Origin of the sequence: Pseudomonas sp. 22072 (assembly GCF_052046095.1) — a bacterium.
Taxonomy (GTDB): Bacteria; Pseudomonadota; Gammaproteobacteria; order Pseudomonadales; family Pseudomonadaceae; genus Aquipseudomonas; species Aquipseudomonas paracarnis.
On record NZ_JBQEQE010000008.1, the window covers coordinates 60,573 to 86,905 of the forward strand.

The following is a 26,333-nucleotide window of genomic DNA, read 5'->3' on the forward strand; positions in this document are numbered from 1 at the left end:
GGGAATCCTTGCGGACGCCGCCCTTTTTTGTGCAAGAGCATTATGCAAAGCAGCAGCCATCTGTTTCCTGTCGCCCTGATCAGTGCTGAACGTCGCGGCGACCTGAGTGAAGACGTCTACCGGCTCAAACCCGGTAACAGCCCGGACGGCACCGTCGAGTTGGCGGTTACCCGTTTGGGCCTGGCCGATGTCCCGGAAAACCGGGGCACGCCGATTATTTTGTTGCATGGAAGTTTTTCCAATCGGCGTTTCTGGTATTCGCCCAAAGGTATCGGCCTGGGGGCTTACCTGGCGCGTCGCGGATTTGATGTGTGGATCCCGGAAATGCGCGGCCATGGTTTGTCCAAGCGCAATCACGACTACGTCAGAAACCGTGTCGCCGATTACGCGCGCTACGATTTGCCGGCCGTGGGGGCGTTTGTGTGTGAGCAAAGCGGGCAGGTTCCGCACTGGATCGGGCATTCCCTCGGTGCCACTACCCTGGCTGCGGCCTTGGGTGGGCGGCACTTGGATGCATCGGGGGTGGCCTCGGTGGCGTTGTTCGGCTGCCAGGTCAGTCGCACCCACTGGCCGTTGAAAATTCCACCGGTGGAGTGGAGTGGTCGCTTTATTCTCAAGCGCCTTGCCCATCTGTCCGGCCCGCGCTTCAAGCGGGGGCCCGAGGACGAACCGGCTGGCGTGATGATCGAAGCGATGCGTTGGAACGGCCTGTTCGGCCGGTTTGGCGATGCCGAGCATGATTGGTGGAAAGGCTTGGCGCAGGTCGATGTGCCGCTGTTGGCGGTGAGCGCAGCGGGCGACCGGCAAGACCCGGACTGGGCCTGCCGCAAGCTCTTCGAGCAAGTGGGCAGCGAGCATCGCCAGTACCTGTGCCTGGGACGTCAGCAAGGTTTCAGCGAGGATTTCGGCCATGTGCAGATGCTGGTCAGCAAAGCGGCCCAGGCCCAAGTGTGGCCTTTGGTCGAGCGTTGGTTGAACGACCCGCTGACACCCTTGTTGGGTACGCAACCCGGGGTGTCCGCAGCGGTTTGACGAAACGCTCTACCAAGGGCGTTTCACTCTTGAATGGTTGCGGCTAAGATATGACGCGCCACGCGCTTCTGGTCATATTCAGTCGCGTAACGTGTATTGCGTTGCGCTGATCGTGGTTTGATCATGGCCGCCGCCCACCCGCAGGCGCTTAAAGAATGCCTGTCGCGGGGCGTTTTCTTGATGTACACCGTGGATGTTCGACCTCTTCTTTGATGACAGGAGTTTCTCGATGAACCATTACGTGACCCCCGACCTGTGTGACGCCTACCCGGAGCTGGTGCAGGTAGTGGAGCCGATGTTCAGCAACTTCGGTGGCCGAGACTCCTTTGGTGGCGAGATAGTCACCCTCAAATGCTTCGAGGATAACTCGCTGGTCAAGGCGCAGGCTGACCTGCCGGGCGCTGGTAAAGTGCTGGTGGTAGACGGTGGTGGTTCGCTGCGCTGCGCGTTGCTGGGTGACATGATTGCCGAGAAAGCCGCGAAAAATGGTTGGGAAGGGCTGGTGATCTACGGGTGCATCCGTGACGTAGACGTCATCGCCCAGACCGACCTGGGTGTGCAGGCCCTGGCCTCTCATCCGAAAAAAACCGACAAGCGTGGCCTTGGCGACCTGAACGTGCCGGTGACATTCGCAGGCGTGACGTTCCGCCCCGGTGAGTACATTTATGCCGATAACAACGGGGTGATTGTGTCACCCAGCCCGCTGAAAATGCCTGAATAAACTGCCGCAACCGATCGGGGTGAGGATGTTCGAAGAAGAAAACGCGCAATGGGGGCTGGTGCATGCCCTGGTGCTGGACGGTAAAGGCGGTGCGCGTTCGATTGCCCGGACTGAGCTCGACGATTTGCAGTTGCAGCCCCAGGAAAGCCTGTGGCTGCACTGGGATCGCAGCCATCCTCAAACCCAGACCTGGCTGCGCAAATCCAGCGGCCTGAGCGAGTTTGCCTGTGACTTGCTGCTGGAGGAAAACACCCGTCCACGCCTGTTGCCGCTGCCGGACGCCGAATTGCTGTTGTTTCTGCGCGGGATCAATCTCAACCCAGGCGCGGAGCCGGAAGACATGGTGTCGGTGCGCATCTTCGCCGCCGCCAACCGAGTGATTTCCCTGCGTTTGCGCCCCTTGCGCGCTACCGATGAGTTGCTGGTGCAACTGGCAGACGGCAAAGGCCCCAGGACGGCGTCTGAACTCATCCTTTATATGGCTCAGTACCTGACCAACAAAGTGCAGGATCTGGTCGCCGGCTTGTCTGAAATCGTCGATTCCGAGGAAGAAAAACTCGATGCCGACGAACGGTATACTCCGGAGCACGGCAGCGTTCTGCAGATCCGTCGAAGAGCCGCCGGACTCAAGCGCTTCCTGGCCCCACAGCGGGATATTTTCGCCCAGCTGACACGAATCAAATTGGCGTGGTTCTGCGACGACGATGCCGACTATTGGAACGAACTGCACAACAGCCTGACCCGTTACCTGGAAGAGCTGGAATTGGCCAGAGAGCGCGTGGGGCTTGTGCTGGAGGCTGAAGACCGGCGCTTGAGCCTGCGCATGAACCGCACCATGTACCGCTTCGGGATCATCACCGGGATCTTCTTGCCGATGAGTTTTCTTACCGGTTTGCTCGGTATCAATGTGGGCGGCATTCCGTTCTCTGCCAGCCCTTATGGATTCATGATTGCGTGCCTGTTGATGGTGTCTGTGGCACTGGGGCAATGGTGGCTGTTTCGGCGATTGCGCTGGGTTTGACCTGAATATGACCTGAACGTAAGAAAGGGCCGATGTGACCCGATGAATTTTACCCTCGTCTTTTAAATCACTTGCGAGAGGTCTCTATGCACGATCCGTTCGAACAGTCTTTGCGTGACATGCTCAATGCTTCGCCATCCAACCGTGATGACGATGCCTGCCTGGGCCGCGTACTGAAAACCGCCAACCGTCAGGTAGGGGCGGGTGACCTGTTCGGTCTGCTCGGGCGTTGGTTGCCGGCGTTGATGATGGCCCTGAACAACGGTTCGGCCCATGTGTCACCGGTTTCCCGTCGTAAACCTCTTGCTAGCACTGCTGATAAGGCTGATTGAATATGGAACTTGATCTCTGGACCCAGAGCCTGGTCACTGCGATGACCGCATTGTGGACCAAGGTGGCGAATTTCATTCCCAACCTGTTTGGTGCCCTGGTCCTGGTATTGCTGGGTTTTGTCGTGGCCAAGCTGCTCGATACCCTGCTGTCCAAATTGCTCGCCAAACTGGGGCTCGATCGCCTGATGGCGGGCACTGGCCTGACCAAATTGCTCGGCCGCGCGGGGTTGCAAGTACCGATTTCGACCCTGATCGGCAAGATCGTCTATTGGTTTGTTCTACTTATTTTTCTGGTTTCTGCAGCGCAGTCCCTTGGACTTGAGCGAGTTTCAGCTACGCTCGACATGCTGGCACTGTATTTGCCGAAAGTTTTCGGCGGCGCGCTGGTGCTGCTGGTGGGGGTTTTACTCGCGCAACTGGCCAACGGGCTGGTGCGCGGGGCCGCCGAAGGCGTGGGGTTGGACTACGCGGCAGGCCTGGGGCGAATCGCACAGGGGCTGGTGATCATCATCAGTATTTCCGTCGCGATCAGCCAGTTGGAGGTCAAGACTGACCTGCTCAACCACGTTATTGTGATTGTTTTGATTACCGTTGGTCTGGCAGTTGCGCTGGCCATGGGGTTGGGAAGCCGGGAAATTGCCGGTCAGATTCTTGCGGGAATCTATGTGCGTGAGCTGTATCAAGTTGGGCAACAGGTGCGTGTGGGCGAGGTCGAAGGGCAAATCGAGGAGATCGGCACAGTCAAGACGACCGTGCTGACCGATGACGGGGAACTGGTGTCGCTGTCGAACCGGATTCTCCTGGAGCAGCAGGTCAGTAGCCGCTAATCCGGCAAATCCTGCTAATGTACGCCGCCGCAAACCCGGGTGACCGGGTTGCAGCGGACATTGACCTGACTGTCGGCACGACTTGTTTTGAATAAAGCCCAAACGCTGTCCACGCGCTATGACCCCCGTGAGCTCTCTGATGAGGAGTTGGTCGCGCGCTCGCACACGGAGCTGTTTCACGTAACACGCGCGTACGAAGAATTGATGCGCAGGTATCAACGCACTCTGTTCAACGTTTGTTCAAGGTATTTGGGGAACGATAGAGACGCGGATGATGTCTGTCAGGAAGTGATGCTCAAGGTGCTATACGGCCTGAAGAACTTCGAGGGCAAATCGAAGTTCAAGACCTGGCTGTACAGCATCACGTACAACGAGTGCATCACGCAGTATCGGAAGGAACGGCGAAAGCGTCGCTTGATGGACGCTTTGAGTCTGGACCCCCTTGAGGAGGCGTCTGAAGAGAAGGCGCCGGCACCCGAGGAAAAGGGCGGACTTGATCGCTGGTTGGTGCATGTGAACCCGATTGACCGCGAAATTCTGGTGCTTCGATTTGTCGCAGAGCTGGAATTTCAGGAAATCGCTGACATCATGCATATGGGTTTGAGTGCTACAAAAATGCGGTACAAGCGTGCTCTTGATAAATTACGTGAGAAATTTGCGGGCGAGACTGAAACTTAGTGCGTAGCAAATATCTCTTACGTGTAGGCAAGTTCTGTTAGACTTGTCGCCGAGTTGTCCCCCGGTTTGTGGGACTGCTTTACAATCACCAGATGGGGATTTAACGGATGAAACTGAAAAACACCTTGGGCTTGGCCATTGGTTCTCTTATTGCCGCTACTTCTTTCGGCGTTCTGGCACAAGGCCAAGGCGCAGTTGAAGGCGAGCTGTTCTACAAGAAGCAGTACAACGATAGCGTTAAGCACATCGAAGACGGCTTCAACCCAGGCGCTCGCATTGGTTACTTCCTGACCGACGATCTGTCGTTGAATCTGTCGTACGACAAGACCAACCACACCCGTTCGAACGACGGCACTGGCAACCAGAAGATCAAAGGTGACACTGGCAGCCTCGTTGCTCAGTACCACTTCGGTCAGGCTGGCGTTGATAGCCTGCGTCCATACGTTGAAGGCGGTTTCGGCCACCAGAGCCGTACCAACGTTCAGGCTGACGGCCACAGCGGTCGCGACCAGACCACTTTCGCTACCATCGGTACCGGCGTGAAGTACTACTTCACCAACAACCTGTACGCTCGTGCTGGTGTTGAAGCTGACTACGGTCTGGACAACGGCAAGTGGGACTACTCCGCACTGGTTGGCCTGGGCGTGAACTTCGGCGGTAACGCTGGCGCAGCTGCTCCAGCTCCTACCCCAGCACCTGCTCCAGAGCCAGTTCCAGAGCCAGAAGCTCCGGTTGCTCAGGTTGTTCGTGTTGAGCTGGACGTTAAGTTCGACTTCGACAAGGCCGTTGTTAAGCCTAACAGCTACGGCGACGTTAAAAACCTGGCCGACTTCATGGCTCAGTACCCAGCTACCAACGTAGAAGTTGCTGGTCACACTGACTCCGTAGGTCCAGACGCTTACAACCAGAAGCTGTCCCAGCGTCGTGCTGACGCTGTTAAGCAAGTCCTGGTTAAAGACGGCGTTGCTCCTAGCCGTGTAACTGCTGTTGGTTACGGCGAATCCCGCCCAGTTGCTGACAACGCAACTGAAGCTGGTCGCGCTGTTAACCGTCGCGTAGAAGCGTCGGTTGAAGCTCAAGCTCAGTAATTACTGAGTAAAGAAAAGCCCGGCTCAGGCCGGGCTTTTTTTCGCCTGCGATTTGCCTCAGGCGCTTGCCGCAGCGGCGATGCTAGCCATCTGTGCGGCGCCGGCAACCTGGCCAATCACCAGGATGGCCGGGCTCTTCAGTGCAAAGGCTTTTGCAGCTTCATGCATGGCCGCCAGGGAGCTGCGGCATTCGCGTTGCTGGGGCAATGAAGCGTTTTCGATCATTGCCACCGGCATATCCGCAGCCATGCCGCCGTTGAGCAGCTGTTCGCGGATTTCTTCCAGCTTCGCCACGCCCATATATACCACCAGCGTGGTTCCACCCTCCGCCAGCGCACGCCAGTTCAAGCTACTGTCATCCTGGGTATGCGCGGTGACCAAGGTCACTCCACGGCTCACCCCGCGCAAGGTCAAAGGGATGTCACACTGGGTCGCCCCGGCCAGCCCTGAGGTGATGCCATTGACCAATTCCACATCGACTCCACGCTCGCGCAGCCAGGTTGCCTCCTCGCCACCGCGGCCAAAAATACACGGGTCACCGCCTTTAAGACGTACTACGCATTTGCCCTGGCGTGCATAACGCAACATCAGGCGGTGAATGAAATCCTGCGGTGTAGAGCGACATCCCCCGCGCTTGCCAACGGTAATCACCCGAGCGCTGGCGCAGTGTTCCAGTACTGCCGGGTTGACCAGATCATCAATCAGCACGACGTCCGCTGCCTGCAGAGCCCGGACCGCTTTCAGGGTCAGCAACTCCGGGTCACCCGGTCCTGCGCCTACCAGCCACACTTTTGCGCTCATGTTGTTCCCCTTACACACTGATGGCGATTGGCTGCGGGTTGCTGGCCAAAAGACGTTTGATTTCCGGCACGCAGGAGCCGCATTGGGTGCCGCAGCCCAGGGCCTGTTTGAGGCCATCCAGGTCCAGGCCGCTGCCGATACCGGCGCACACGGCGTTTTCGCTGACGTTCTTGCAGTTGCACACAATCTTGTTGCTGGCCGTTGCACCGCCCGGCGGCGCGCTCAAGGGCGCCAGCAACCAGCGCCGCAGTTGCTCGTCGGCCCGGCCTTCCAGCCACAGGCTTTGCAGCCAGTGACGGGCCAGGGTTTCGCCGGCCAGGCGCAGGGCGGTGATGCGACCTTTCTCGATTTTTACGCGCTTGCCGATTGAGCGGCGCGGGTCGTCATAGGCCATTACCGGGCCGTCGTTGAGGCCCAGCAGTTGGTCGATACGGGTCAAGAGTTGCAGGTCGGGCGCCTCGGTATGCGCGGCGCGCACCAGCAGCGCGGGGCGTTCACGGCCAGCCAGGCTCAGGCTGACGTAGGCAAAGGTTTCACACAGTGGACGCAAGGCTTCGAAGTGTTGCTGTACATCGCCTTCGATCAGCGCAAACAGCTGCCACGGCAGTTGCACTGCTTCCAGGCGCACTCCGCTGTGCTTGAGCTCCGGCTGCTTGGACAATGGGTCGAACGCCGGTTGAGTGAGGGTATTGACGCCGCCCTTGAGAAAGCGGTCGCCCCAGTGCATGGGCAGAAACGCTTGGCCGGGGCGCACACTGTCATCGCTGCCGACGGCGACGATCACGCTGCCGCGACGGCTTTTCAGGCTGACCAGGTCACCCTCTTTGAAGCGGTGGCGGCGTAGCTCATCCGGATGCAGGCTCAACAATGCTTCACTGACGTGCCCGAACAGCTGCGCTGCCGTGCCGGTGCGGCTCATCCCGTGCCATTGATCACGCAGGCGACCGGTGATCAGGGTCAGGGGGAATCGCGCATCGCGCTGTTCCTTGGCGGCGCGGTAAGGCTCGGCGACAAATCGCGCCCGGCCCGTGTCAGTAGGGAAAATGCCGTCGGTGTACAGGCGCGACGTACCCGCTTGCGCACCCTCGGGAAAGGGCCACTGCTGCGGGCCGAGCCGGTCGAGCAGGGAGTGGCTGATGCCGGACATATCCAGGTCACGGCCTTGGGTCAGTGGCTTGAATTCATCAAACAGCTGCGCCGCTTGCTCAAAGGCGAACAGGCTCGGCAACCCCGGACGCAGACGACGCTCCAGGCGCTGTGCGAAATCCACCGTGATCGCCCAATCCGCGCGTGCTTCACCCGGTGGGTTGATGGCGCGGCGCACGTGGGAAATACGCCGCTCGGAGTTGGTCACCGTGCCGTCTTTTTCACCCCAACTGGCGGCGGGCAGTAGCAGGTCGGCATAGGCGGCGGTTTCGGTGGTACGAAACGCTTCCTGCAACACCACGAACGGGCACGCGGCCAAGGCGGCACGCACCGCGTTCTGGTCGGGCAGCGATTGGGCTGGGTTGGTACAGGCGATCCACAACGCCTTGATCTTGCCAGCCTGCACCTGTTCAAACAGTTCGATGGCGGTAAGGCCCGTAGTCGCGGGCAGTTGTTCCACGCCCCAATAGGCCGCTACTTCAGCGCGGTGTTCAGGGTTGGCCGCTTCGCGGTGGCCCGGCAGCAAGTTGGACAGGCTGCCGGTTTCGCGCCCGCCCATGGCGTTCGGTTGGCCGGTCAGGGAAAACGGCCCGCAGCCCGGCCGGCCAATGGTCCCCGTGGCTAAATGCAGGTTGATCAACGCGCTGTTTTTGGCGCTGCCAGCGGTGGATTGGTTAAGCCCCATGCACCACAGCGACAAAAAGCTGCTGGAGGTGCCGACCCACTGTGCGCACAGGCGCAGCTGTTCGACGCTGATGCCGCACAGCTGCGTGACCATCTGCGGCGTGTAGTCATGCACCAGGCGCTTGAGTTCGGCCAGGCCGTCGGTATGGGCCTGGATAAACGCACGGTCGACCCAGTCTTCCCACAGCAGTAAATGCAAAATGCCGTGGAACAACGCCACATCCGTTCCCGGCAAGATGGCCAAGTGCAGGTCGGCCAAGTCGCAGGTGTCGGTACGCCGAGGGTCAATCACCAGCACTTTCATCTGCGGGCGTTGTGCCTTGGCTTGCTCCAGGCGTCGGAACAATACCGGGTGGGCGTAGGCCATATTGCTGCCGACGATCATCACGCAGTCGCTGTTTTCCAGGTCTTCATAGCTGCACGGCGGCGCATCGGCGCCCAGGCTGCGCTTGTAGCCGACCACCGCCGAAGACATGCACAGCCGGGAGTTACTGTCGATATTATTAGTGCCCACCAACGCCCGCGCCAACTTGTTGAAGCTGTAGTAGTCCTCGGTCAGCAGTTGCCCGGAGATATAGAACGCCACGCTGTCGGGCCCGTGTTCGGCAATCGTCTCGGCAAACACGTTGGCCGCGTGTTCCAGGGCGGTGTCCCAGTCGGTGCGAGTGCGCGCCAGTTCTTTGCCCAAGCGCAATTGCGGGTAAAGAGCACGGGCGCTCAAGTCGCCGGTCAGGTGCAGGCTCGCGCCTTTGCTGCACAACTTGCCGAAGTTGGCCGGATGGCTGGGGTCGCCTTGCACCCCCAGGATCTGTTCATCGTCATGCTCGATCAGCACGCCGCAGCCCACCCCGCAATAACAACAGGTGGACGCGGTGGTCTGGCGGTTCATCAACCCGCGTCCCGCAGGGCCAGCATCACCCGGCCGTTTTCGACCCGGGCTTGATGATGGTGGGCGCAGCCGATATCCGGGGCCTGGGCTTGGCCAGTCGCCAGGTCGATCTGCCAGTTGTGCAGCGGGCAGGCCACCCGCTTGCCGTAGATCAAGCCTTGGGACAGCGGCCCGCCTTTGTGTGGGCAGCGGTCGTCGAGGGCAAAGACTTCATCGTCACTGGTGCGAAAAATCGCAATGTCACCTTTCGGCCCGCTGATGATGCGCGAGCCCAGGGCGTTGATTTCATCGAGCGCGCAGATATCCAGCCAGTTCATAGCGAGACCTCCAGTTGTTTGACGGGGATCACGTCGAATTCCTTTTTCAGCAGCGGCTGTTCCAGGCGTTCCTTCCATGGGTCCTGCTCGAATGACAACGAGAACTGCAAACGCTCATTGAGGGCCTGGCGGCGGGCCGGGTCTTCCAGCACAGCCTTCTTGATATGCTCCATGCCCACCCGCTGCAGGTAGTGCACGGTGCGCTCCAGGTAGAAGGCTTCTTCGCGGTATAGCTGCAGGAATGCGCCGTTGTATTCGCGCACTTCCTCTGCGGTCTTCACCTTGACGAAGAACTCCGCGACTTCGGTCTTGATCCCGCCGTTGCCACCGATGTACATCTCCCAGCCCGAGTCGACACCGATAATGCCTACGTCCTTGATGCCCGCTTCCGAGCAGTTGCGTGGGCACCCGGAGACCGCCAACTTGACCTTGTGGGGCGACCACATATTGAACAGGTCATGCTCCAGCTCGATGCCCAGTTGCGTCGAGTTCTGCGTGCCAAACCGGCAGAACTCGCTGCCCACACAGGTTTTGACGGTGCGGATGGATTTGCCATAGGCATGCCCGGACGGCATATCCAGGTCCTTCCATACCCCTGGCAAGTCCTGCTTCTTGATACCGAGCAAGTCAATGCGCTGGCCGCCGGTGACCTTGACCATCGGCACGTTGTACTTGTCGGCCACATCGGCGATGCGGCGCAACTCCGAAGGATTGGTCACGCCGCCCCACATCCGTGGGACCACAGAGTAGGTGCCGTCTTTTTGAATATTGGCGTGGGCCCGTTCGTTGATCAGCCGCGATTGCGGGTCGTCCTTGGCTTCACCGGGCCAGGTGGAGATCAGGTAGTAGTTGAGGGCCGGGCGGCAGGTGGCGCAGCCATTGGGGGTGCGCCAGTTCAGGTAACGCATGGTGCTGTCGATGGTCAGCAGGTGCTGCTCGCGGATGGCCTGGCGGATCTGCCCGTGGTTGAGGTCGCTGCAGCCACAGATGGCTTTTTCACTTTTGGGTTTGACGTCGGCGGCGCCGCCCACGGTGTTGATCAGGATCTGCTCGACCAGCCCGGCACAGGAGCCGCAGGAACTGGCGGCCTTGGTGTGTTTTTTCACCTCATCTACACTGAACAGCCCTTGTTCCTGGATCGCCTTGACGATGGTGCCCTTGCACACGCCGTTGCAGCCGCAGACTTCGGCGCTGTCGGCCATGCTCATGGCTTTGTCCTGGCCTTGGTGGCCGACATCGCCGAGTGCATTTTCACCGAACATCAGATGATCGCGGATTTCACCGATGGCGTGGTTCTCACGGATCTGGCGGAAATACCAGCCGCCATCGGCGGTATCGCCGTACAGGCAGGCGCCGACCAGGATGTCGTCCTTGATCACCAGCTTCTTGTACACGCCGCCAATCGGGTCGGAGAGCGTGATGGTCTCGGTGCCTTCGCCGCCCATGAAGTCGCCGGCGGAGAACAGGTCGATGCCGGTGACTTTCAGCTTGGTCGAGGTCACCGAGCCCTTGTAAGTGGCAAAGCCCAATTGGGCCAGGTGGTTGGCGCAGACCTTGGCCTGTTCGAACAAGGGTGCCACCAGACCATAGGCGATGCCGCGATGGCTGGCGCATTCACCGATCGCATAGATACGCGGGTCGTAGGTTTGCATTGTGTCGTTGACCAGGATCCCACGGTTGCAGGGGATGCCGGACTTTTCCGCGAGTTCGGTATTGGGGCGGATGCCGGCAGCCATCACCACCAGGTCGGCCGGGATGATGTCGCCATTCTTGAACTGCACCGAGCCGACGCGGCCATTGCCGGCATCGTGCAGGGCCTGGGTTTGCTCGCACAGGCGGAACACCAGGCCGCGACTTTCCAGTTCGGTTTGCAGTAGCTGGCCGCTGGTCTTGTCCAGTTGCCGCTCCAGCAGCCATTCACCGATGTGCACCACCGTCACGTGCATGCCGCGCAGCATCAGGCCGTTGGCCGCTTCCAGGCCGAGCAGGCCGCCGCCAATCACCACCGCATGCTTGTGGGTCTTGGCGGTGTCGATCATCGCCTGGGTGTCGGCAATGTCGCGGTAACCAATCACGCCCTGCAAGCTGTTGCCGGGAATTGGCAGGATAAACGGCGTGGACCCGGTAGCGATCAGCAGGCGGTCATATTCGGCCTCGGTGCCGTCTTCGGCGATGACTTTGCGCTTGACTCGGTCGATCTGCACCACTTTGCGGTTGAGCAGCAGTTTGACGTTATTGTCCAGGTACCAATCCAGGTCGTTGAGCACGATCTCTTCGAAGGTTTGTTCACCGGCCAGTACCGGCGACAGCAGGATGCGGTTGTAGTTGGTGTGAGGCTCGGCGCCAAACACGGTGATGTCGTACAGCTCGTTGCTCAGCTTGAGCAGTTCTTCAAGGGTGCGAACCCCGGCCATGCCGTTGCCGATCATCACCAGTTTGAGTTTTTTCATGTCGTTCTCCGCAATGGCTCGACAAATCGTGCGCAAACAAAAAAGGCATCCCCGCTAGTCAGCTAGCGAGGACGCCTTTGTCCTGGTCCCGTTCTCTCGGGAAGCTCGGCCCTTCGTCGTTGAAGGAGCGGCTATATGTGGGGTGTTGAGAACGTTAATGCAGCAGCTGTGCCAAGTCCCTATAGCCCAGGTTTACTGGGCGTTTACACGGAGAGTTGGCGGATTCTGCCCGCTAGTGGTGCATCAGCCAGTACAGCAGCACCAGATTGAGTAGCAGCGAAGCCATCGCCAGGGTCTGCCAGACTTTCAAGGGTTCGCGTTCGAGCAAAGGGCGTGGGCGTACGCTCAATTCGCGGCGATCGGCCTGTTCCAGCACCAACAGCCATTCTTCGGCGGTTTCATAACGTTGGGCCGAGACAGCGGTCACCGCTCGTTCCAGGCTGTGTGGCAACCATTCCGGCAAGTCGGGGCGATAACGGCTGGCGCTGACGGGTTGGGAAAACCTGGGCCGTTGGAAGGCCTCGATTTCACCGTAGGGGTAATGCCCAGTCAGCAGGTAATACAAGGTCACGCCGACGCTATATAAGTCCTGTTGTGCCGTAGGCTGCTCGCCAGCGAACGCCTCGGGCGCGATGAAACTCGGGGTGCCGGGCAGCAGGTGCGCACGGTCCTCGGAGAGCCCGGGGCAATAGGCCAGGCCGAAGTCCAGCACTCGCAGTTCGCCATCTTCTCCCAGCAGCAGGTTTTCTGGCTTGATGTCGCGGTGCAGGATCTGCCGGCGATGCAACAGGCCCACGGCGCGCAGCAAGCGTTCGGCAATCGACTGCCATTGTGCCAACGGCAGCGGGCCCTGTTGTTGGAACAGTTGGGCCAGGGTTTGCCCGGCGTATTCGCGCATCACGTAGTACAAATGCTGACGGCCACTGGCGGCATGCACTTCGGGAAAGGCCCGGCCGGCGACCCGGCGCAGAAACCATTCCTCCGATAACAAGGCCTGGGCGGCGTCGGTATCGTCGCAACGCAACGGCAAGGTCTTGAGCAGCCAGGGTTGCCCCTGGGCGTCGTGCACGCGGTACAGCAGCGACTGCCGACTCTGCGCCAGCACGCTTTGCACCTGCCAGCCTTCAAAGGTTTGCCCGACTTTCAGCGGTGGCGGCAGTGGCCATTGCTGCAACTGCACCAAGGCGTCGCCGAGGGTGGCCGCGCCGAGTTGATCGATGCGCACCAGCAAGGCGCTGGCGTTGTCTTGACTACCCGCCAGGTGGGCGGCGTTGACCAGGGTGTTGACGGCCAGCTCGAGGTCGCTTTGTTCGCGCAGGATCGCGCCGATGCTGTGATCGCCCAGCGTGGCCCACACCCCATCGCTGAGTAGCAGGAAACACTCGCCCTCGCGCAATGGACCATCGAGGAAGTCCAGCACCAGATGCTGATCCAGGCCGAGGGCGCGCTTGAGCACATGTTGCATGCCCGGCTGTTCCCATACATGGTCTTCGCTGATGCGTTGCAACTCTCCGTCAAGCCAACGATACGCCCGGCAATCACCGACATGGGCCAGGGTGAAACGCTGGCCGCGAAACACCAGGGCGCTCAGGGTGGTGAGCAACGGTTGGCCGCCGCCGTTGGCTTGCAACCAGCGATTCTGCGCCAGTAACAAGCGCTCCAGCGCCTGGGCCACGCCCCAGGTCTGTGGCGTAGCGTAGTAGTCCAGGGCCAGGGCCTGCAGGGTCGAGCGTGCGGCCAGGCCACCGTCGGCGCACTGGCTGACGCCGTCGGCCAGCGCGCACAGGTAGCCTTTGCTCGCGGCCAGTTCCGCCATGGGCGTGACCACCCGCAGCGCGTCCTGGTTCTCGCTGCGCGGGCCGATGGCACTGGCCTGGGCGACGCTCAGTTGCAGGCTCATCAGACGCGGGCGGCGGTCACGGCGGCCGAACCCCAGGTGGTTCTCCAGCGCCGTTTCACCCCATGCAGGCCGAACCAGGCCAACACACCGAGGCTGGCGAACAACCACAGGGCCAGTTGATAGCTGCCAGTACTCTGCTTGATCGCGCCCATGCCCGCCGCAAGGGCGAAGCCACCGATGCCACCGGCCATGCCGATCAGGCCGGTCATGACGCCGATCTCACTGCGAAAACGCTGCGGCACCAGTTGGAATACCGCCCCATTGCCAGCGCCCAGGCCGAGCATGGTGCAGACGAAAAGCGCCAGCGCCGCGTAGGAACTGGGCAGGTTGAACCCCACTGCCGCAATGCAGATCACCGCCACGCTGTACATGCCGAGCAGGGTCTTGATCCCGCCGAACCGGTCTGCCAGGGCGCCGCCCAATGGGCGCATCAGGCTGCCGCCGAACACACAGGCGGCGGTGTAGTAGCCGGCGGTCACCGGGCTCAGGCCATATTGGTCGTTGAAGTAGCCGGGCAGGGCGCTGGCCAGGCCGATAAAGCCGCCGAAGGTCACGCTGTAGAAGAACATGAACCACCAACTGTCGCGGTCGCCCAAGGCCTTGAAGTAGTCGGCCATGGCTTTGGCTTTCGGCCGTTCAGGCGCATTGCGCGCAAGCCAGGCGAATACGATCAGGGTCAGCACCAGTGGGATCAGCGCAAAGCCGAATACATTGCTCCAACCAAAGGCGGCCGCCAGCACGGGCGCCAGCAACGCCGCAAACACGGTGCCGGAGTTACCGGCGCCGGCGATGCCCATCGCCTTGCCCTGGTGCTCCGCGGGGTACCACTGTGACGCCAAAGGCAGGGCGACCGCGAAGGACGCACCGGCCATGCCCAGGAACATGCCCAGCAGCAGCGCTTGTTCGTAGCTGTGGATCCCCAGTTTCCAGGCGCAGAACAGCGCCACGATCACAATCACCTGGCCAATCAGCCCGGCGGTCTTGGGCGACAGCTTGTCGGCCAGCATCCCCATCAAGAAGCGCAGTACCGCGCCCGCCAGGATTGGGGTGGCCACCACCAGGCCGCGCTGTTGGGTGGTCAGGTGCAAATCAGCGGCAATCTGCACCGCCAGGGGGCCCAGCAGGTACCAGACCATGAAGCTCAGGTCGAAATACAGGAACGCGGCAAACAGGGTCGGGGTGTGCCCGGATTTCCAGAAGCTTGATTTCATCACGCACCTCAACGGTTGGGGGTCTAGAAACGAAAAAACGCCGCCACCGGGTTCGCGAGGGCAAACCGGGTGGGCGACGTCTTTGTCGTGAAGGGGCAACCGCCGTTGGCTACCTGTGATAATTCTTTAGCAAGAGCTGAGCCAGATCAGCCGAGCAACTCGCTCATGGCAATAATCTGCTCCGCCACCTGGATCAGTTTCTGTTGACGGCTCATGGCCTGGCGGCGCATCAGGGTGTAGGCCTCTTCCTCGTTGCAGCTCTTCATCTTCATCAGCAGGCCCTTGGCCAACTCGATGCGCTTGCGCTCGGCCAGTTGCTGGTCGCGGGCATGGAGCTGGGCGCGCAGGGCCTGGTCACTCTCGAAGCGCGCCATGGCCACATCGAGGATCGGTTGCAGGCGCTGGGCCTGGATGCCTTCGACGATATAGGCACTGACGCCGGACTTGATGGCCTGGCGCATCACATTAGGGTCGTGCTCGTCGGTGAACATCACGATGGGCCGTGGCTGATCGCGGCTGACCAGCACCACTTGCTCCATCACATCGCGCCCGGGTGACTCGGTATCGATCAGGATCACATCAGGACGCACTGTTTCGACGCGTGCGGGCAGGTCGATGGTCAAGCCGGACTCATCGATCACCTCGAAGCCGGCCTCGGTCAATGCGGCCTTGAGGCGCCCGACCTTGCGCGGGGTGTCGTTGATCAACAGGATTCGCAGCATCGTCGGGCTCCTGTCAGCGCAGCGCTTGGCGATTGGCATCATCGGCCAGGGCATGCAGGTGGAAGCTGCGGGCGTAGCCAGCGGGGTCGCTGCCGTCCCAGGTCTTGCCATCGAGCAACTGGCTGCGACGCATGTCCGAGTCGCCTGCGGTAATGCCCAGCGCCTCGGCAGCCTGGCGATACAGTGCCAATTGCTGAACTTGCCGGGCAACGCCCAGGTAGTCAGGGTCTTCCCGCAGCAAGCCCCAGCGCCGGAACTGGGTCATGAACCACATGCCATCGCTGAGGTAAGGCAGGTTCACCTCGCCGTCGGCGAAAAAGCGCAGTGCATGGGGATCCTGCCAGTGGTTGCCCAGGCCATCGTCATAGTGCCCCAGCAGGCGCGGTTCGATGCAGCCCACAGGTGCGTCGAGGTATTCACTGGCACTGAGCAACTGGGCGGTAGAGCGGCGGTTTTCACGGCTCTGCTCGATAAACCGACTGGCCTCGAGGATCGCCATGACCAGTACGCGTGCGGTATTGGGGTACGCGTCAGCGAAGGCTTGGGTGCAGCCCAGGACTTTTTCCGGGTGGTCCGGCCAGATTGCCTGGCTAGTCGCCAGGGTAAAGCCCTGGTTTTGTTGCACTGCGCTGGCGCACCAGGGTTCACCCACGCAAAGTCCGTCGATGCGTCCGGCTTGCAGGTGCGCCACCATTTGCGGCGGCGGCACCACCACACTGTTCACATCCTGCAATGGATGAATGCCTTGGCTCGCCAGCCAGTAGTACAACCACATGGCATGGGTGCCGGTGGGAAACGTCTGAGCGAAGGTCAGTTTTGTCCGGCTTTGGTGCACATGGCCTTTCAACGCCTCAGGAGTGATCACGCCTTGCTGTTGCAGGCCGTGGGACAGGTTGATGCCCTGGCCATTCTGGTTAAGCCCCATCAGCACTGCCATGGGGCTGGCGGCGACGCCGCCGATGCCCAGGTGTACGGCATAAATCAGCCCGTAGAGACTGTGGGCGGCGTCGAGTTCACCGCTGACCAGCTTATCGCGCAGGTTGGCCCAGGACGCCTGGCGCTTGAGGTTGAGTGTGAGGCCGTAAGGTTGGGCGAAGCCCTGGGTGGCGGCGACCACCAACGAGGCGCAATCGGTCAGGGCCATGAACCCAAGGTCCAGGCTGCTCTTTTCCGGGGCATCGCTGCCGTGTACCCAAGCCAGCGGATCGTTCATCAATACCTGCCTTTTCTGAAAAAAAAGCGCCGTTTCCCAGGCTGGCGTTACAGGCCATTGCAGGGAAACGACGCCTCTGTCCGTAGGCCCGTACCGCCGTTGGTGCGAGCCTGATACAGAGTGCATAGCAAGGCACATGCCATGGGTGGGCCGGTGCAACTGGCCGTCAACTTTCCATCATGATTGAACCTTGTGCGCCTCGCAGTATGGCCGCTTCCTCAGGCCAGACCGCCAGGCATTCCCACGGTGCACGCTGATTTCCTCGCAACCCTCAATTGCCGCTGGCTGTACAGCGTGCTGCTGTGCGCCGCGCTGTTGCTGGGCAGTCGCACGGCCTGTGGCGAGGTGTACCAGGCACAGGATGAGGGGCTGCCGGCTTTCTTTGCTGCGTTGTCTGTGTCATTGGGCCTGCCCGTGGTGACCAGCCGTGCCGTGGCTAGTAGGCAGGTGAGCGGAGCATTCGATTTTGCGGCGCCGCAACAGGTCATTGAAACGCTCGCCGCGCGCGAAGGCTTGATCTGGCACAGCGATGGCCAAGTGTTGCACGTCTACGCTGCCGACGAAGCGAGAAGCTCGGCGGTGGCGCTGCAACATATTAGTGTCGACAGGCTGCGTGGCATCATGCGGCGTGCAGGGCTGGATGAGCCGCGTTATCCGCTGCGCGCAAACGGGGCGCGCATGTTCTACGTGTCCGGGCCTCCCAGCTATGTCGATCATATATTGCGGCTGACGCAACTGATGGATCGGCCCCCTCGCAAGGCGCCAGAGCGCCCGCCTGCATTTGGCGTGGTGCAAGTGGCCAATTTCCCGGTGGAAGATCACCCGCACGGCGTGGGTACCAACAGGGGCCGGGTACCAGGCATGCTCTCGATGATCCAGGCCCGGCTATCCCAGGCGCAGAGGGACCAGTTGGCCGACGGCCGCCTTGCGTTGCTGGCCTATCCGGATACCAACAGTGTGTTGATCAAGGGCTCGCCTGCCCAAGTGAAAGTTATCGAGAAACTGCTCGCCGAGCTGGATGTGGCCCAGGTGCTGAATGAAACCTTGCCGGGGCAGGCGCATGCCGGTGGTGGCGACCCGCAGGCCGGGCCACCTCAGTTGACCGCCGCGCAATATGAGCGTGTGCAACGTGCGTTCCTACGGACGGAGCGCGAGTTTTCCCCCTGAAAAGGCATTTGTCCATGCACCTGGAAATACTGCTGCAGGAGCAATTGATCAGCCGCAAGCGTTTGGCCGCGTTCGCGCCGGGAAAAGTGCTTCCCTTGGACCCAGGCGTCACACGATGTGTGGAGGTGCGGGTCAATGGACAATTGATGGCGTTAGGTGAGTTGGTGCAGTTGGAGGACCGGCTAGGGGTCGAGTTGCAGGAGACCTTTCAGGAATGGCTGTCGCGATAAGGGGGCAAGCGATTTGTCTGACCGGCAGCGGCCCAAAAAAAACCATTGAATGGGTTTTTTCCTAACGCGAGTCTGCGGGGCGGTTTTTATAGTCGTGCCAATGGCAGGTGAGCCGGTTCACACAGTAAGGATTTGAATGTCAGTAGTCGATACAGAGGTGCGTATGGCCGTCGTGACGCAAGAAGCGGCGGCATCCCTGGTCTTCGCTCGCTGGACCTTGCACGGCGATGGTCGGTTGATAGGCGCGGATGCGGATATACAGCTGCCTCCCAAGGAGGGGCAGGTGCTGAGGTTGCTGCTGGCCTCCGGTGGCGCACTGATGACCAAGGACCGCTTGCTGGAACTGGCCTGGCCTCGGGGCGAGGTAGCCGATGAGTCACTTACGCGTTGTATTTATTCCCTGCGCAAGCACTTGAGGGCCGACAAAGGCTTTATCAAGACTATTTATGGCAAGGGCTATCGCTTTACATGCCCGGTACGGGTGGGTGATCAACCGAGGGCTGTCCTGCACCTGTGCGCCGTCTGTGGTCAGGCCAGTAATGTTAAAGGTTAGGGTCGGGGGCAGAGGCCTGTTGTTCAGTGTGCTGATGGGCTGTAACCCGGCATGGGCCTATTGCTGGGAAGAGGCGGCCAGCCGCTACGATCTCGAGCCAGAGTTACTGCAGGCTATCGCCTCAGTCGAGTCGGGTTACCGTGCGCAAGCAATGAACTACAGCAACCGAAACGGCACACGGGATATTGGCTTGATGCAGATAAACAGTATTCACCTGCCTCGTTTGCTCAAGCAGGGTATTACCGAAGAGCGGTTGTTGAACGAACCTTGCCTGTCGGTGGAAGTAGGCGCCTCGATTCTTGCCGATTTTATACAGCGTTTTGGCTACAACTGGACGGCAGTGGGCGCCTACAACGTTGGGCCCGGCCCCGGCCCTCAGCGTGAGGCATTACGCCTGCGCTACGCCGAGAGGATCTGGGTGCGCTATGAGGCCTTGATGGCGCAGCGTCAATGAGATCGAGTGTCATGCCTCGCATGCAACCCACCGCCGCGGCTATAATCACCGCCACCTTTTACCGCCATCCGAGTCTAGCCCGCCCATGTATAACCTGGCCCGCCAGCTGTTGTTCAAACTTTCCCCGGAAACCTCCCACGATCTGTCCCTGGACCTGATCGGCGCTGGTGGCCGCCTGGGGCTCAATGGCCTGGTATGCAAGGCACCGGCGAAAATGCCGGTGTCGGTGATGGGGCTCGACTTCCCCAACCCGGTCGGGCTGGCAGCCGGCCTGGACAAGAACGGCGCCGCCATCGACGGGTTTGCGCAGTTGGGTTTCGGCTTTGTCGAAATCGGCACCGTGACCCCACGGCCGCAACCGGGCAACCCCAAGCCCCGCATTTTCCGCCTGCCGGAAGCGGAGGCGATCATTAATCGCATGGGCTTCAATAACCTCGGCGTCGACCACCTGCTGTCGCGGGTTCAGGCGGCGAAATACACCGGCATCCTGGGTATCAACATCGGCAAGAACTTTGACACCCCTGTGGAACGTGCGGTGGATGACTACCTGATATGCCTGGACAAGGTCTACGCCCACGCCAGCTATGTCACCGTCAACGTCAGCTCGCCCAACACTCCGGGCCTGCGCAGCCTGCAATTTGGCGATTCCCTCAAGCAACTGCTCGAAGCCTTGCGTCAGCGCCAGGAAGACCTGGCCGTGCGTCATGGCAAGCGTGTGCCGCTGGCCATCAAGATCGCGCCGGACATGAGCGATGAAGAAACCGTCCTGGTGGCCCAGGCCCTGGTGGATTCAGGGATGGACGCGGTGATTGCAACCAATACCACCCTCAGCCGCATGGGTGTCGAGGGCCTGGCCCATGGTGACGAGGCGGGCGGCCTGTCGGGCGCGCCAGTGCGTGACAAGAGCACCCATATCGTCAAGGTGCTGGCGGCCGAGTTGGCCGGGCGTTTGCCGATCATCGCGGTGGGCGGTATCACCGAAGGCAAACACGCGGCTGAGAAGATCGCGGCCGGCGCCAGCCTGGTGCAGTTGTACTCCGGCTTCATCTACAAAGGCCCGGCATTGATTCGCCAGTCGGTGGATGCCATCGCTGCCTTGCGCTGACAATCTGCTGGGCAATAAAAAGGGCTCCATAAAGGAGCCCCTGGGCCGAAGCCCGCCGCCCGGATGGGGCGCGCGTGGTTAAGTCGTTACTCGTTCAGAGATGTGTGTCGGAATAAAGTGCCCCTGATTAGCCGACGGCGTGAAGTTCGTTGAGTCTGTGGATGCCCGCAGTGCCAGTCATACCGTCCCAGTTGTCGCCGCGTCCTTCTCGCCAGCCGTTGATCCAGGCTTGGCGTACCGACGGTAGAGTAAATGGGCAAAGCTCACGGGATTTTCCATGAACGCCATATTGATATCCGCGTAAAAATGCTCTTTCCAACGGATCACGCTTAAGTCTTCTCATAGGGTGTTTCCCTCACTTGTTGACTGTCTAGATATCCTTCGGCCTTGTCCAAGGCCGGGCAGAGTTTTTCTGCCGTTGGTGGGCTCGCTGCCGGCGTGGCGAGCCGATGTGTCGGCACCGTTACGGCGCCAACCTGTGTTGAGTTCTAACCAATAGGTCACATGTATTCAATGATCGTTTTGTCATAAGCACGTAACGATAACGATGCTATAGCCATAAGCTGGGATGGTTATTCGCCCCTTTTATAGGGCAAAGCCAGCTATGATGTGCCCTGCACAGAGGAAAGGTTTAATCCCTTGGTGAGAATGACCGCCTGTTGCAGTCGGTTATTATTCGACGAAGGGTCGGAATATTTCTTTTTATTGCACAACATTCTTCTTCTGCCTCGCCAATAAAGGCTCAAGGGCCCGTCAGACGGGGTGGAACGGCACATTCGTGCCACGCGAGCACTCTTCGAGAAAAGTGCTTGATTGAAAACCGAACCGGCGATGCGTCGCCTGTTCACTTATTGCTGAAAAGCCTGGAATGCCCCATGTCGGACCGTTTTGAACTCTTCCTCACCTGCCCCAAGGGCCTCGAAGGCCTGCTGATCGAGGAAGCCGTCGGGCTTGGCCTTGAGGAAGCCCGCGAGCACACCTCGGCCGTGCGCGGCATGGCCGACATGGAAACCGCCTACCGCCTGTGCCTCTGGTCGCGCCTGGCCAACCGTGTGTTGCTGGTGCTCAAGCGCTTCCCGATGAAGGACGCCGAGGATCTTTACCACGGCGTGCTGGACATCGAATGGGCTGACCACATGGTCCCCGACGGTACCCTTGCGGTGGAGTTCAGCGGGCACGGCTCGGGCATCGACAACACCCACTTCGGCGCCCTGAAGGTCAAGGATGCGATCGTCGACAAACTGCGCACCCCGACCGGCGAACGTCCATCCATCGACAAGATCAACCCTGACCTGCGCATTCACCTGCGCCTGGACCGTGGCGAAGCCATCCTGTCCCTGGATCTTTCCGGCCACAGCCTGCACCAGCGCGGCTACCGCCTGCAGCAGGGTGCGGCACCGCTGAAGGAAAACCTGGCGGCGGCGATCCTGATCCGCGCCGGCTGGCCGCGTATTGCGGCCGAAGGCGGCGCGCTGACAGACCCGATGTGCGGTGTGGGTACCTTTCTGGTCGAGGGCGCGATGATCGCCGCCGACATGGCCCCCAACCTCAATCGTGAACTGTGGGGGTTCACCACCTGGCTGGGCCACGTCCCGGCGCTGTGGAAAAAACTGCACGCAGAAGCCACTGAGCGCGCCGCTATCGGCATGAACAAGCCGCCTTTGTGGGTGCGTGGCTATGAAGCCGACCCACGCTTGATCCAGCCTGCTCGCAATAACATCGAGCGCGCCGGGCTGAGCCATTGGATCAAGGTGTACCAAGGCGAAGTCGGTACTTTCGAGCCGCGCCCGGACCAGAACCAGAAAGGCCTGGTCATCTGCAACCCACCTTACGGCGAGCGCTTGGGTGATGAAGCCAGCCTGTTGTACCTCTACCAGAACCTCGGCGAGCGCCTGCGCCAGGCCTGCATGGGCTGGGAAGCGGCGGTGTTTACCGGCGCGCCGGACCTGGGCAAGCGCATGGGTATCCGTAGCCACAAACAGTATTCGTTCTGGAACGGCGCATTGCCGTGCAAGTTGCTGCTGATCAAGGTCAACCCGGATCAGTTCGTCACGGGCGAGCGCCGCACTCCTGAACAGCGTCAGGCCGAACGTGAGCAAGCGGCCTACGACCAGGCCCCGAGCGAGCCGGCAGAGCGTCAGTACAACAAGAACGGCAACCCGATCAAGCCCGCCCCGGCCCCCGTGGTGGAACAGGCGCGCTTGAGCGAAGGCGGGCAGATGTTCGCCAACCGCCTGCAGAAGAACCTCAAGCTGTTGGGCAAATGGGCCAAGCGCGAAGGGGTGGATTGCTACCGTGTGTATGACGCCGACATGCCTGAATACTCCATGGCCATCGACCTGTACCACGATTGGGTGCACGTACAGGAATACGCCGCGCCTAAATCCATCGACCCGGAAAAAGCCTCGGCCCGCATGTTCGATGCCCTGGCGGCAATTCCCCAGGCACTGAACGTCGACAAGAGCCGTGTGGTGGTCAAGCGTCGTGAGCGTCAGAGCGGCACCAAGCAATACGAGCGTCAGAGTGCCCAAGGCAAGTTCACCGAGGTCAGTGAAGGCGGCGTTAAGTTGCTGGTCAACCTCACCGATTACCTGGACACCGGCCTGTTCCTCGACCATCGCCCGATGCGCATGCGCATCCAGAAGGAAGCGGCGGGCAAGCGCTTCCTCAATCTGTATTGCTACACCGCCACAGCCAGTGTGCATGCTGCCAAGGGCGGCGCGCGCAGCACCACCAGCGTCGACCTGTCCAAGACCTATCTGGACTGGGCGCGTCGCAATTTCTCCCTCAACGGCTTCTCCGACAAGAACCGCCTGGAACAGGGTGACGTGATGGCGTGGCTGGAAGCGAGCCGCGATGAATTCGACATGATTTTCATCGACCCGCCGACCTTCTCCAACTCCAAGCGCATGGAAGGCATCTTCGACGTGCAGCGTGACCATGTGCAGTTGCTCGACCTGGCCATGGCGCGCCTGGCGCCGGGTGGCGTGCTGTACTTCTCCAACAACTTCCGCAAGTTCCAGCTGGAAGACAACCTCAGCGAACGCTATGCGGTCGAGGAAATCAGCGACAAGACCATCGACCCGGATTTTGCGCGCAATGCCAAGATCCACCGCGCCTGGAAAATCACCGCACGCTGATTTTCCCCTGTAGGAGCGAGCTTCTGTGGCGAGGGAGCTTACTCCCGCTGGGCTGCGCAGCGGCNCCGAGCGGGAGCAAGCTCCCTCGCCACAATAAGCCAGTTGACGGTTTTGCGCTGGTCAAACCCATGACCGATGGCTATAACTTAAGCCCTAGCCAAAGTGACACCCCGCACACTGGCGCTGTGAGTGTTGCCTATGCCGATGCAAGTCGTTCGCCCGAAAATCCTTGGTTTTATCAGTGAGCAGGCATCGGCTTGGCTGGTGGCATTGGTGGTGTTAGTGGTTGGTAGCGCGCTGACGGTGGTCGTCGCGTGGGCGGCGTCCGACCTGTATCAGCAACAGGTGCGCCAGCGGTTCCAGTTGCTGGTCAACGAGCGCTACAGCCGCATCCAGGAACGTTTTGAAGACCAGGAACAACGCCTGGGCAGCCTGCAGCGTTTCTTCGTCAATTCCGGCGAGGTGTCCCGCAACGAGTTCGACGGTTTCGCCAAACCGCTGTTGTTGCATGCCCGTGCTTATGCCTGGGCACCACGGATATTTCGCACGCAGCGCAGCCTGTTTGAACAGGACATTTCTCGCCAGCGTGGCATTCCCTTCAGTATCCGCGAACTGAATACCTCCGGTGAATTGGCGCCAGCGGCCGAGCGCGATGAATACGTACCGGTGCTGTACAGCCAGACGCAGAGTTTGCTGGGCTCGCCGCTGGGCTTTGATTTGCTGGCGCAGCCCCTGCGCCGTGCAGCGCTGGAGCGTGCACAACAAAGCGGCCAGTTGGCGGTGTCACAGCCCATGCAATTGGTGGGGGTGGAGCCCGCTTATGCGGCAGGCGTGTTATTGGTGGCGCCCGTGAGCAAAGTCGCGGGGGCCGAGCCTTATGGTTTTGTGATGGCGGTGATCAGCATGCGCCAGCTGGTGGCCGAGGGGTTGCCCAGGCCCAACCGTGACAACCTGGTGATGCAGATCGTAGACACCTCCGACACTCAGCAACGGGTGTTATATGCGTCCAGTAACGCGTTGGGCAGCAGTGGCTTGACGGCTGCACGCCGCCTCTCCCTGGGCGATCATGTCTACGCTCTTAGCCTGAGCGCCAGCGAAGTGTTCGACAGGGCCAACCATTCTTCGATGCACGCCATTCTGGCGATGGGCGTGTTGCTCAGCGCCTTGCTCAGTGCGCTGCTTTACATGTTGGTCAGCCAGCGCCAGCGCGCACTGAAACTGGTGGAGCAACGCACCGTTCAATTGCGTGCCCGTGAGCAGGAGTTGCGTGGCGCCCATGGGCAACTGCGCAGCGTGTTGAATGCGGCGACTCAAGTGGCGATCATTGCCACTGACCTGCGCGGTGTGATCAACACCTTCAATGCCGGTGCCGAACAGATGTTGGGCTTCAAGGCCGAGGAGGTGCTTGGGCATATGACCTTGGACCGTCTGCATGTGGCCGTGGAACTCGACGCCCGCGCCGAGGCGTTGAGCAGGGCGCTGGGCAAGCGCATTCCAGCGAGTCAGGCGATGCTGGTGGAGAGCCCGGACAGTCAACATGAAGGACGTGAGTGGACGCTGGTGCGCAAGGATGGCAGCCAGTTGACGGTCAACATGTTGCCGACCGCGCTCTTGGATGACCATGGCCTATGGGTCGGGCACCTGGCGATTTACCTGGATGTCACCGAGCAAAAGCGCGCCTATGAGGCCCTTGCCGTCCGCGACCGCCTGCTGAAAAAACTCAGCGCCCATGTGCCTGGTGGCATCTTCCAGTTCACCCTGGAGCCCCAGGACAATGGGCGTTTCATCTATGCCAGCGAAGGCATGCGCGATATCTATGAAATCGAGCTGGGCATGCTGCAGAAGGATGCGCGCACGGTCCTGGAGCGCATTCACCCTTTGGATCTGGAGCGAGTGCGTGCGTCGATACGCCTTTCTGCGTTGCAAATGAGCCATTGGCGAGAGGAGTACCGCGTGCAATTACCCCAGCGAGGCCTGCGCTGGATTCGCGGCGAAGCGACGCCGGAAGAGTTGCCGGGAGGCGGTACGCTTTGGCACGGTTATGTATCGGATATTTCTGACCTCAAACGGGTCGAGGAAGAACTGCGCGCGTTGTCCATCACCGACTCCCTGACAGGGATCTATAACCGGCGCTATTTCCAGGATCGTCTCAAGGGCGAAATGCTTCGGCTCAACCGTATATCTGGCGCGCTGTCGTTGATCATGCTCGATATCGACCACTTCAAGCGCATCAACGATCAGCACGGCCATGCCGTGGGCGACAGCGTGTTGCAGGAGTTGTGCAAGCGTATCGGCCAACGCTTGCGCCGCACCGATGTGTTTTGCCGGATCGGCGGGGAAGAGTTCGTGGTGCTGTGCCCCAACACCGATGGCGCTCAGGCCTACAGCCTGGCGATACAGTTGTGGCAGTCGTTGCGCGATGCGGCGATGGAACCGGTGGGAGTGGTCACCGCCAGCTTCGGCGTGGCCAGTTGGCGGGTTGACGAAGGCATCGATGGGTTGCTGCTGCGCGCTGATTCGGCGGTGTATGTGGCCAAGCAGGCGGGCAGGGATCGCGTCGAGGAAGCCCTGATGCTTGAATGATCGTTCCCACGCTCTGCGTGGGAATGCATCCTAAGACGCTCCGCGTCACGCCTTGAGCGCGGACGCAGA

Annotated in this window: 23 protein-coding genes; 14 read left to right on the forward strand and 9 right to left on the reverse strand. The window is 60.6% G+C overall.

Annotation, left to right across the window (positions count from 1 at the left end; genetic code table 11):
* Window positions 1–42 precede the first annotated feature (42 nt).
* The 7 genes from ACTJLA_RS10635 (at window position 43) to ACTJLA_RS10665 (ending at window position 5,699) form a co-directional block, all read left to right on the forward strand.
* Window positions 43–1,032, forward strand: a complete 990-nt coding sequence (locus ACTJLA_RS10635) for an alpha/beta fold hydrolase (protein WP_314546878.1) — start codon at window positions 43–45, stop codon at window positions 1,030–1,032.
* Between the two features lie 229 nt (window positions 1,033–1,261).
* Window positions 1,262–1,753, forward strand: coding sequence for a ribonuclease E activity regulator RraA (gene rraA / locus ACTJLA_RS10640; protein WP_014719488.1), 492 nt, complete (start codon window positions 1,262–1,264; stop codon window positions 1,751–1,753).
* A gap of 25 nt (window positions 1,754–1,778) precedes the next feature.
* Window positions 1,779–2,774: a zinc transporter ZntB gene (locus tag ACTJLA_RS10645; RefSeq protein ID WP_054897192.1), complete on the forward strand. Its 996-nt coding sequence runs from the start codon at window positions 1,779–1,781 to the stop codon at window positions 2,772–2,774.
* Between the two features lie 86 nt (window positions 2,775–2,860).
* Window positions 2,861–3,106, forward strand: a complete 246-nt coding sequence (locus ACTJLA_RS10650; RefSeq protein ID WP_014719486.1) for a hypothetical protein — start codon at window positions 2,861–2,863, stop codon at window positions 3,104–3,106.
* Between the two features lie 2 nt (window positions 3,107–3,108).
* On the forward strand, window positions 3,109–3,933 hold the full coding sequence (locus ACTJLA_RS10655) for a mechanosensitive ion channel family protein (RefSeq protein ID WP_003193288.1): 825 nt from the start codon (window positions 3,109–3,111) through the stop codon (window positions 3,931–3,933).
* Window positions 3,934–4,020: 87 nt separating this feature from the next.
* The gene (gene sigX / locus ACTJLA_RS10660; RefSeq protein ID WP_003193286.1) at window positions 4,021–4,611 is read left to right on the forward strand and encodes an RNA polymerase sigma factor SigX; all 591 of its coding nucleotides are present in this window, start codon (window positions 4,021–4,023) and stop codon (window positions 4,609–4,611) included.
* 107 nt (window positions 4,612–4,718) lie between these two features.
* Entirely contained in the window at window positions 4,719–5,699 is a 981-nt protein-coding gene (locus ACTJLA_RS10665) for an OmpA family protein (RefSeq protein ID WP_034128361.1), read from the forward strand.
* Window positions 5,700–5,756: 57 nt separating this feature from the next.
* Here ACTJLA_RS10665 and cobA read toward each other — a convergent pair whose 3' ends face one another.
* The 8 genes from cobA to ACTJLA_RS10705 form a co-directional block, all read right to left on the reverse strand.
* On the reverse strand, window positions 5,757–6,500 hold the full coding sequence (cobA, locus tag ACTJLA_RS10670; RefSeq protein ID WP_054897190.1) for a uroporphyrinogen-III C-methyltransferase: 744 nt from the start codon (window positions 6,498–6,500) through the stop codon (window positions 5,757–5,759).
* A 10-nt stretch (window positions 6,501–6,510) separates the two neighbouring features.
* Window positions 6,511–9,219 (reverse strand): nitrate reductase, encoded by a 2,709-nt coding sequence (locus tag ACTJLA_RS10675; RefSeq protein ID WP_314546899.1) that lies wholly within the window; start codon window positions 9,217–9,219, stop codon window positions 6,511–6,513.
* The gene (nirD, locus tag ACTJLA_RS10680) at window positions 9,219–9,536 is read right to left on the reverse strand and encodes a nitrite reductase small subunit NirD (RefSeq protein ID WP_014719483.1); all 318 of its coding nucleotides are present in this window, start codon (window positions 9,534–9,536) and stop codon (window positions 9,219–9,221) included. The genes ACTJLA_RS10675 and nirD overlap by 1 nt, the downstream gene beginning before the upstream one ends.
* Window positions 9,533–11,986 (reverse strand): nitrite reductase large subunit NirB, encoded by a 2,454-nt coding sequence (gene nirB, locus ACTJLA_RS10685; protein WP_034128365.1) that lies wholly within the window; start codon window positions 11,984–11,986, stop codon window positions 9,533–9,535. The genes nirD and nirB overlap by 4 nt, the downstream gene beginning before the upstream one ends.
* Window positions 11,987–12,218: 232 nt before the next feature.
* Window positions 12,219–13,886, reverse strand: a complete 1,668-nt coding sequence (locus ACTJLA_RS10690; RefSeq protein WP_020302635.1) for a bifunctional protein-serine/threonine kinase/phosphatase — start codon at window positions 13,884–13,886, stop codon at window positions 12,219–12,221.
* On the reverse strand, window positions 13,886–15,097 hold the full coding sequence (locus ACTJLA_RS10695; RefSeq protein ID WP_014719480.1) for a nitrate/nitrite transporter: 1,212 nt from the start codon (window positions 15,095–15,097) through the stop codon (window positions 13,886–13,888). Before ACTJLA_RS10695 ends, ACTJLA_RS10690 begins: the two co-directional genes overlap by 1 nt.
* Before the next feature lie 146 nt (window positions 15,098–15,243).
* Window positions 15,244–15,819, reverse strand: a complete 576-nt coding sequence (locus tag ACTJLA_RS10700) for an ANTAR domain-containing response regulator (protein WP_003193274.1) — start codon at window positions 15,817–15,819, stop codon at window positions 15,244–15,246.
* Window positions 15,820–15,832: 13 nt separating this feature from the next.
* Complete coding sequence (locus ACTJLA_RS10705) at window positions 15,833–17,032, reverse strand: CmpA/NrtA family ABC transporter substrate-binding protein (RefSeq protein WP_236282446.1); 1,200 nt, start codon at window positions 17,030–17,032, stop codon at window positions 15,833–15,835.
* A gap of 246 nt (window positions 17,033–17,278) precedes the next feature.
* Between ACTJLA_RS10705 and ACTJLA_RS10710 the strand changes: the two genes are divergently transcribed.
* The 5 genes from ACTJLA_RS10710 (at window position 17,279) to ACTJLA_RS10730 (ending at window position 20,541) form a co-directional block, all read left to right on the forward strand.
* The gene (locus tag ACTJLA_RS10710; RefSeq protein ID WP_314546915.1) at window positions 17,279–18,199 is read left to right on the forward strand and encodes a secretin N-terminal domain-containing protein; all 921 of its coding nucleotides are present in this window, start codon (window positions 17,279–17,281) and stop codon (window positions 18,197–18,199) included.
* Window positions 18,200–18,213: 14 nt separating this feature from the next.
* Complete coding sequence (locus ACTJLA_RS10715) at window positions 18,214–18,429, forward strand: FliM/FliN family flagellar motor switch protein (RefSeq protein ID WP_034128368.1); 216 nt, start codon at window positions 18,214–18,216, stop codon at window positions 18,427–18,429.
* A gap of 163 nt (window positions 18,430–18,592) precedes the next feature.
* Window positions 18,593–18,982, forward strand: a complete 390-nt coding sequence (locus tag ACTJLA_RS10720) for a winged helix-turn-helix domain-containing protein (protein WP_072447526.1) — start codon at window positions 18,593–18,595, stop codon at window positions 18,980–18,982.
* The gene (locus ACTJLA_RS10725) at window positions 18,969–19,436 is read left to right on the forward strand and encodes a transglycosylase SLT domain-containing protein (protein ID WP_034128369.1); all 468 of its coding nucleotides are present in this window, start codon (window positions 18,969–18,971) and stop codon (window positions 19,434–19,436) included. Before ACTJLA_RS10720 ends, ACTJLA_RS10725 begins: the two co-directional genes overlap by 14 nt.
* An 85-nt stretch (window positions 19,437–19,521) precedes the next feature.
* Entirely contained in the window at window positions 19,522–20,541 is a 1,020-nt protein-coding gene (locus tag ACTJLA_RS10730; RefSeq protein ID WP_034128370.1) for a quinone-dependent dihydroorotate dehydrogenase, read from the forward strand.
* 127 nt (window positions 20,542–20,668) lie between these two features.
* On the opposite strand, the gene rmf is transcribed toward ACTJLA_RS10730, so the two are convergent.
* Window positions 20,669–20,884 carry a ribosome modulation factor gene (rmf, locus tag ACTJLA_RS10735; protein WP_002553055.1) on the reverse strand — a complete coding sequence of 72 codons (216 nt, stop codon included), beginning with the start codon at window positions 20,882–20,884 and terminating at the stop codon, window positions 20,669–20,671.
* 532 nt (window positions 20,885–21,416) lie between these two features.
* On the opposite strand from rmf, the gene rlmKL reads away from it, so the two are divergent.
* Entirely contained in the window at window positions 21,417–23,681 is a 2,265-nt protein-coding gene (gene rlmKL, locus ACTJLA_RS10740; protein WP_034128371.1) for a bifunctional 23S rRNA (guanine(2069)-N(7))-methyltransferase RlmK/23S rRNA (guanine(2445)-N(2))-methyltransferase RlmL, read from the forward strand.
* 198 nt (window positions 23,682–23,879) lie between these two features.
* The gene (locus ACTJLA_RS10745; protein ID WP_314546922.1) at window positions 23,880–26,264 is read left to right on the forward strand and encodes a diguanylate cyclase; all 2,385 of its coding nucleotides are present in this window, start codon (window positions 23,880–23,882) and stop codon (window positions 26,262–26,264) included.
* Window positions 26,265–26,333 lie beyond the last annotated feature (69 nt).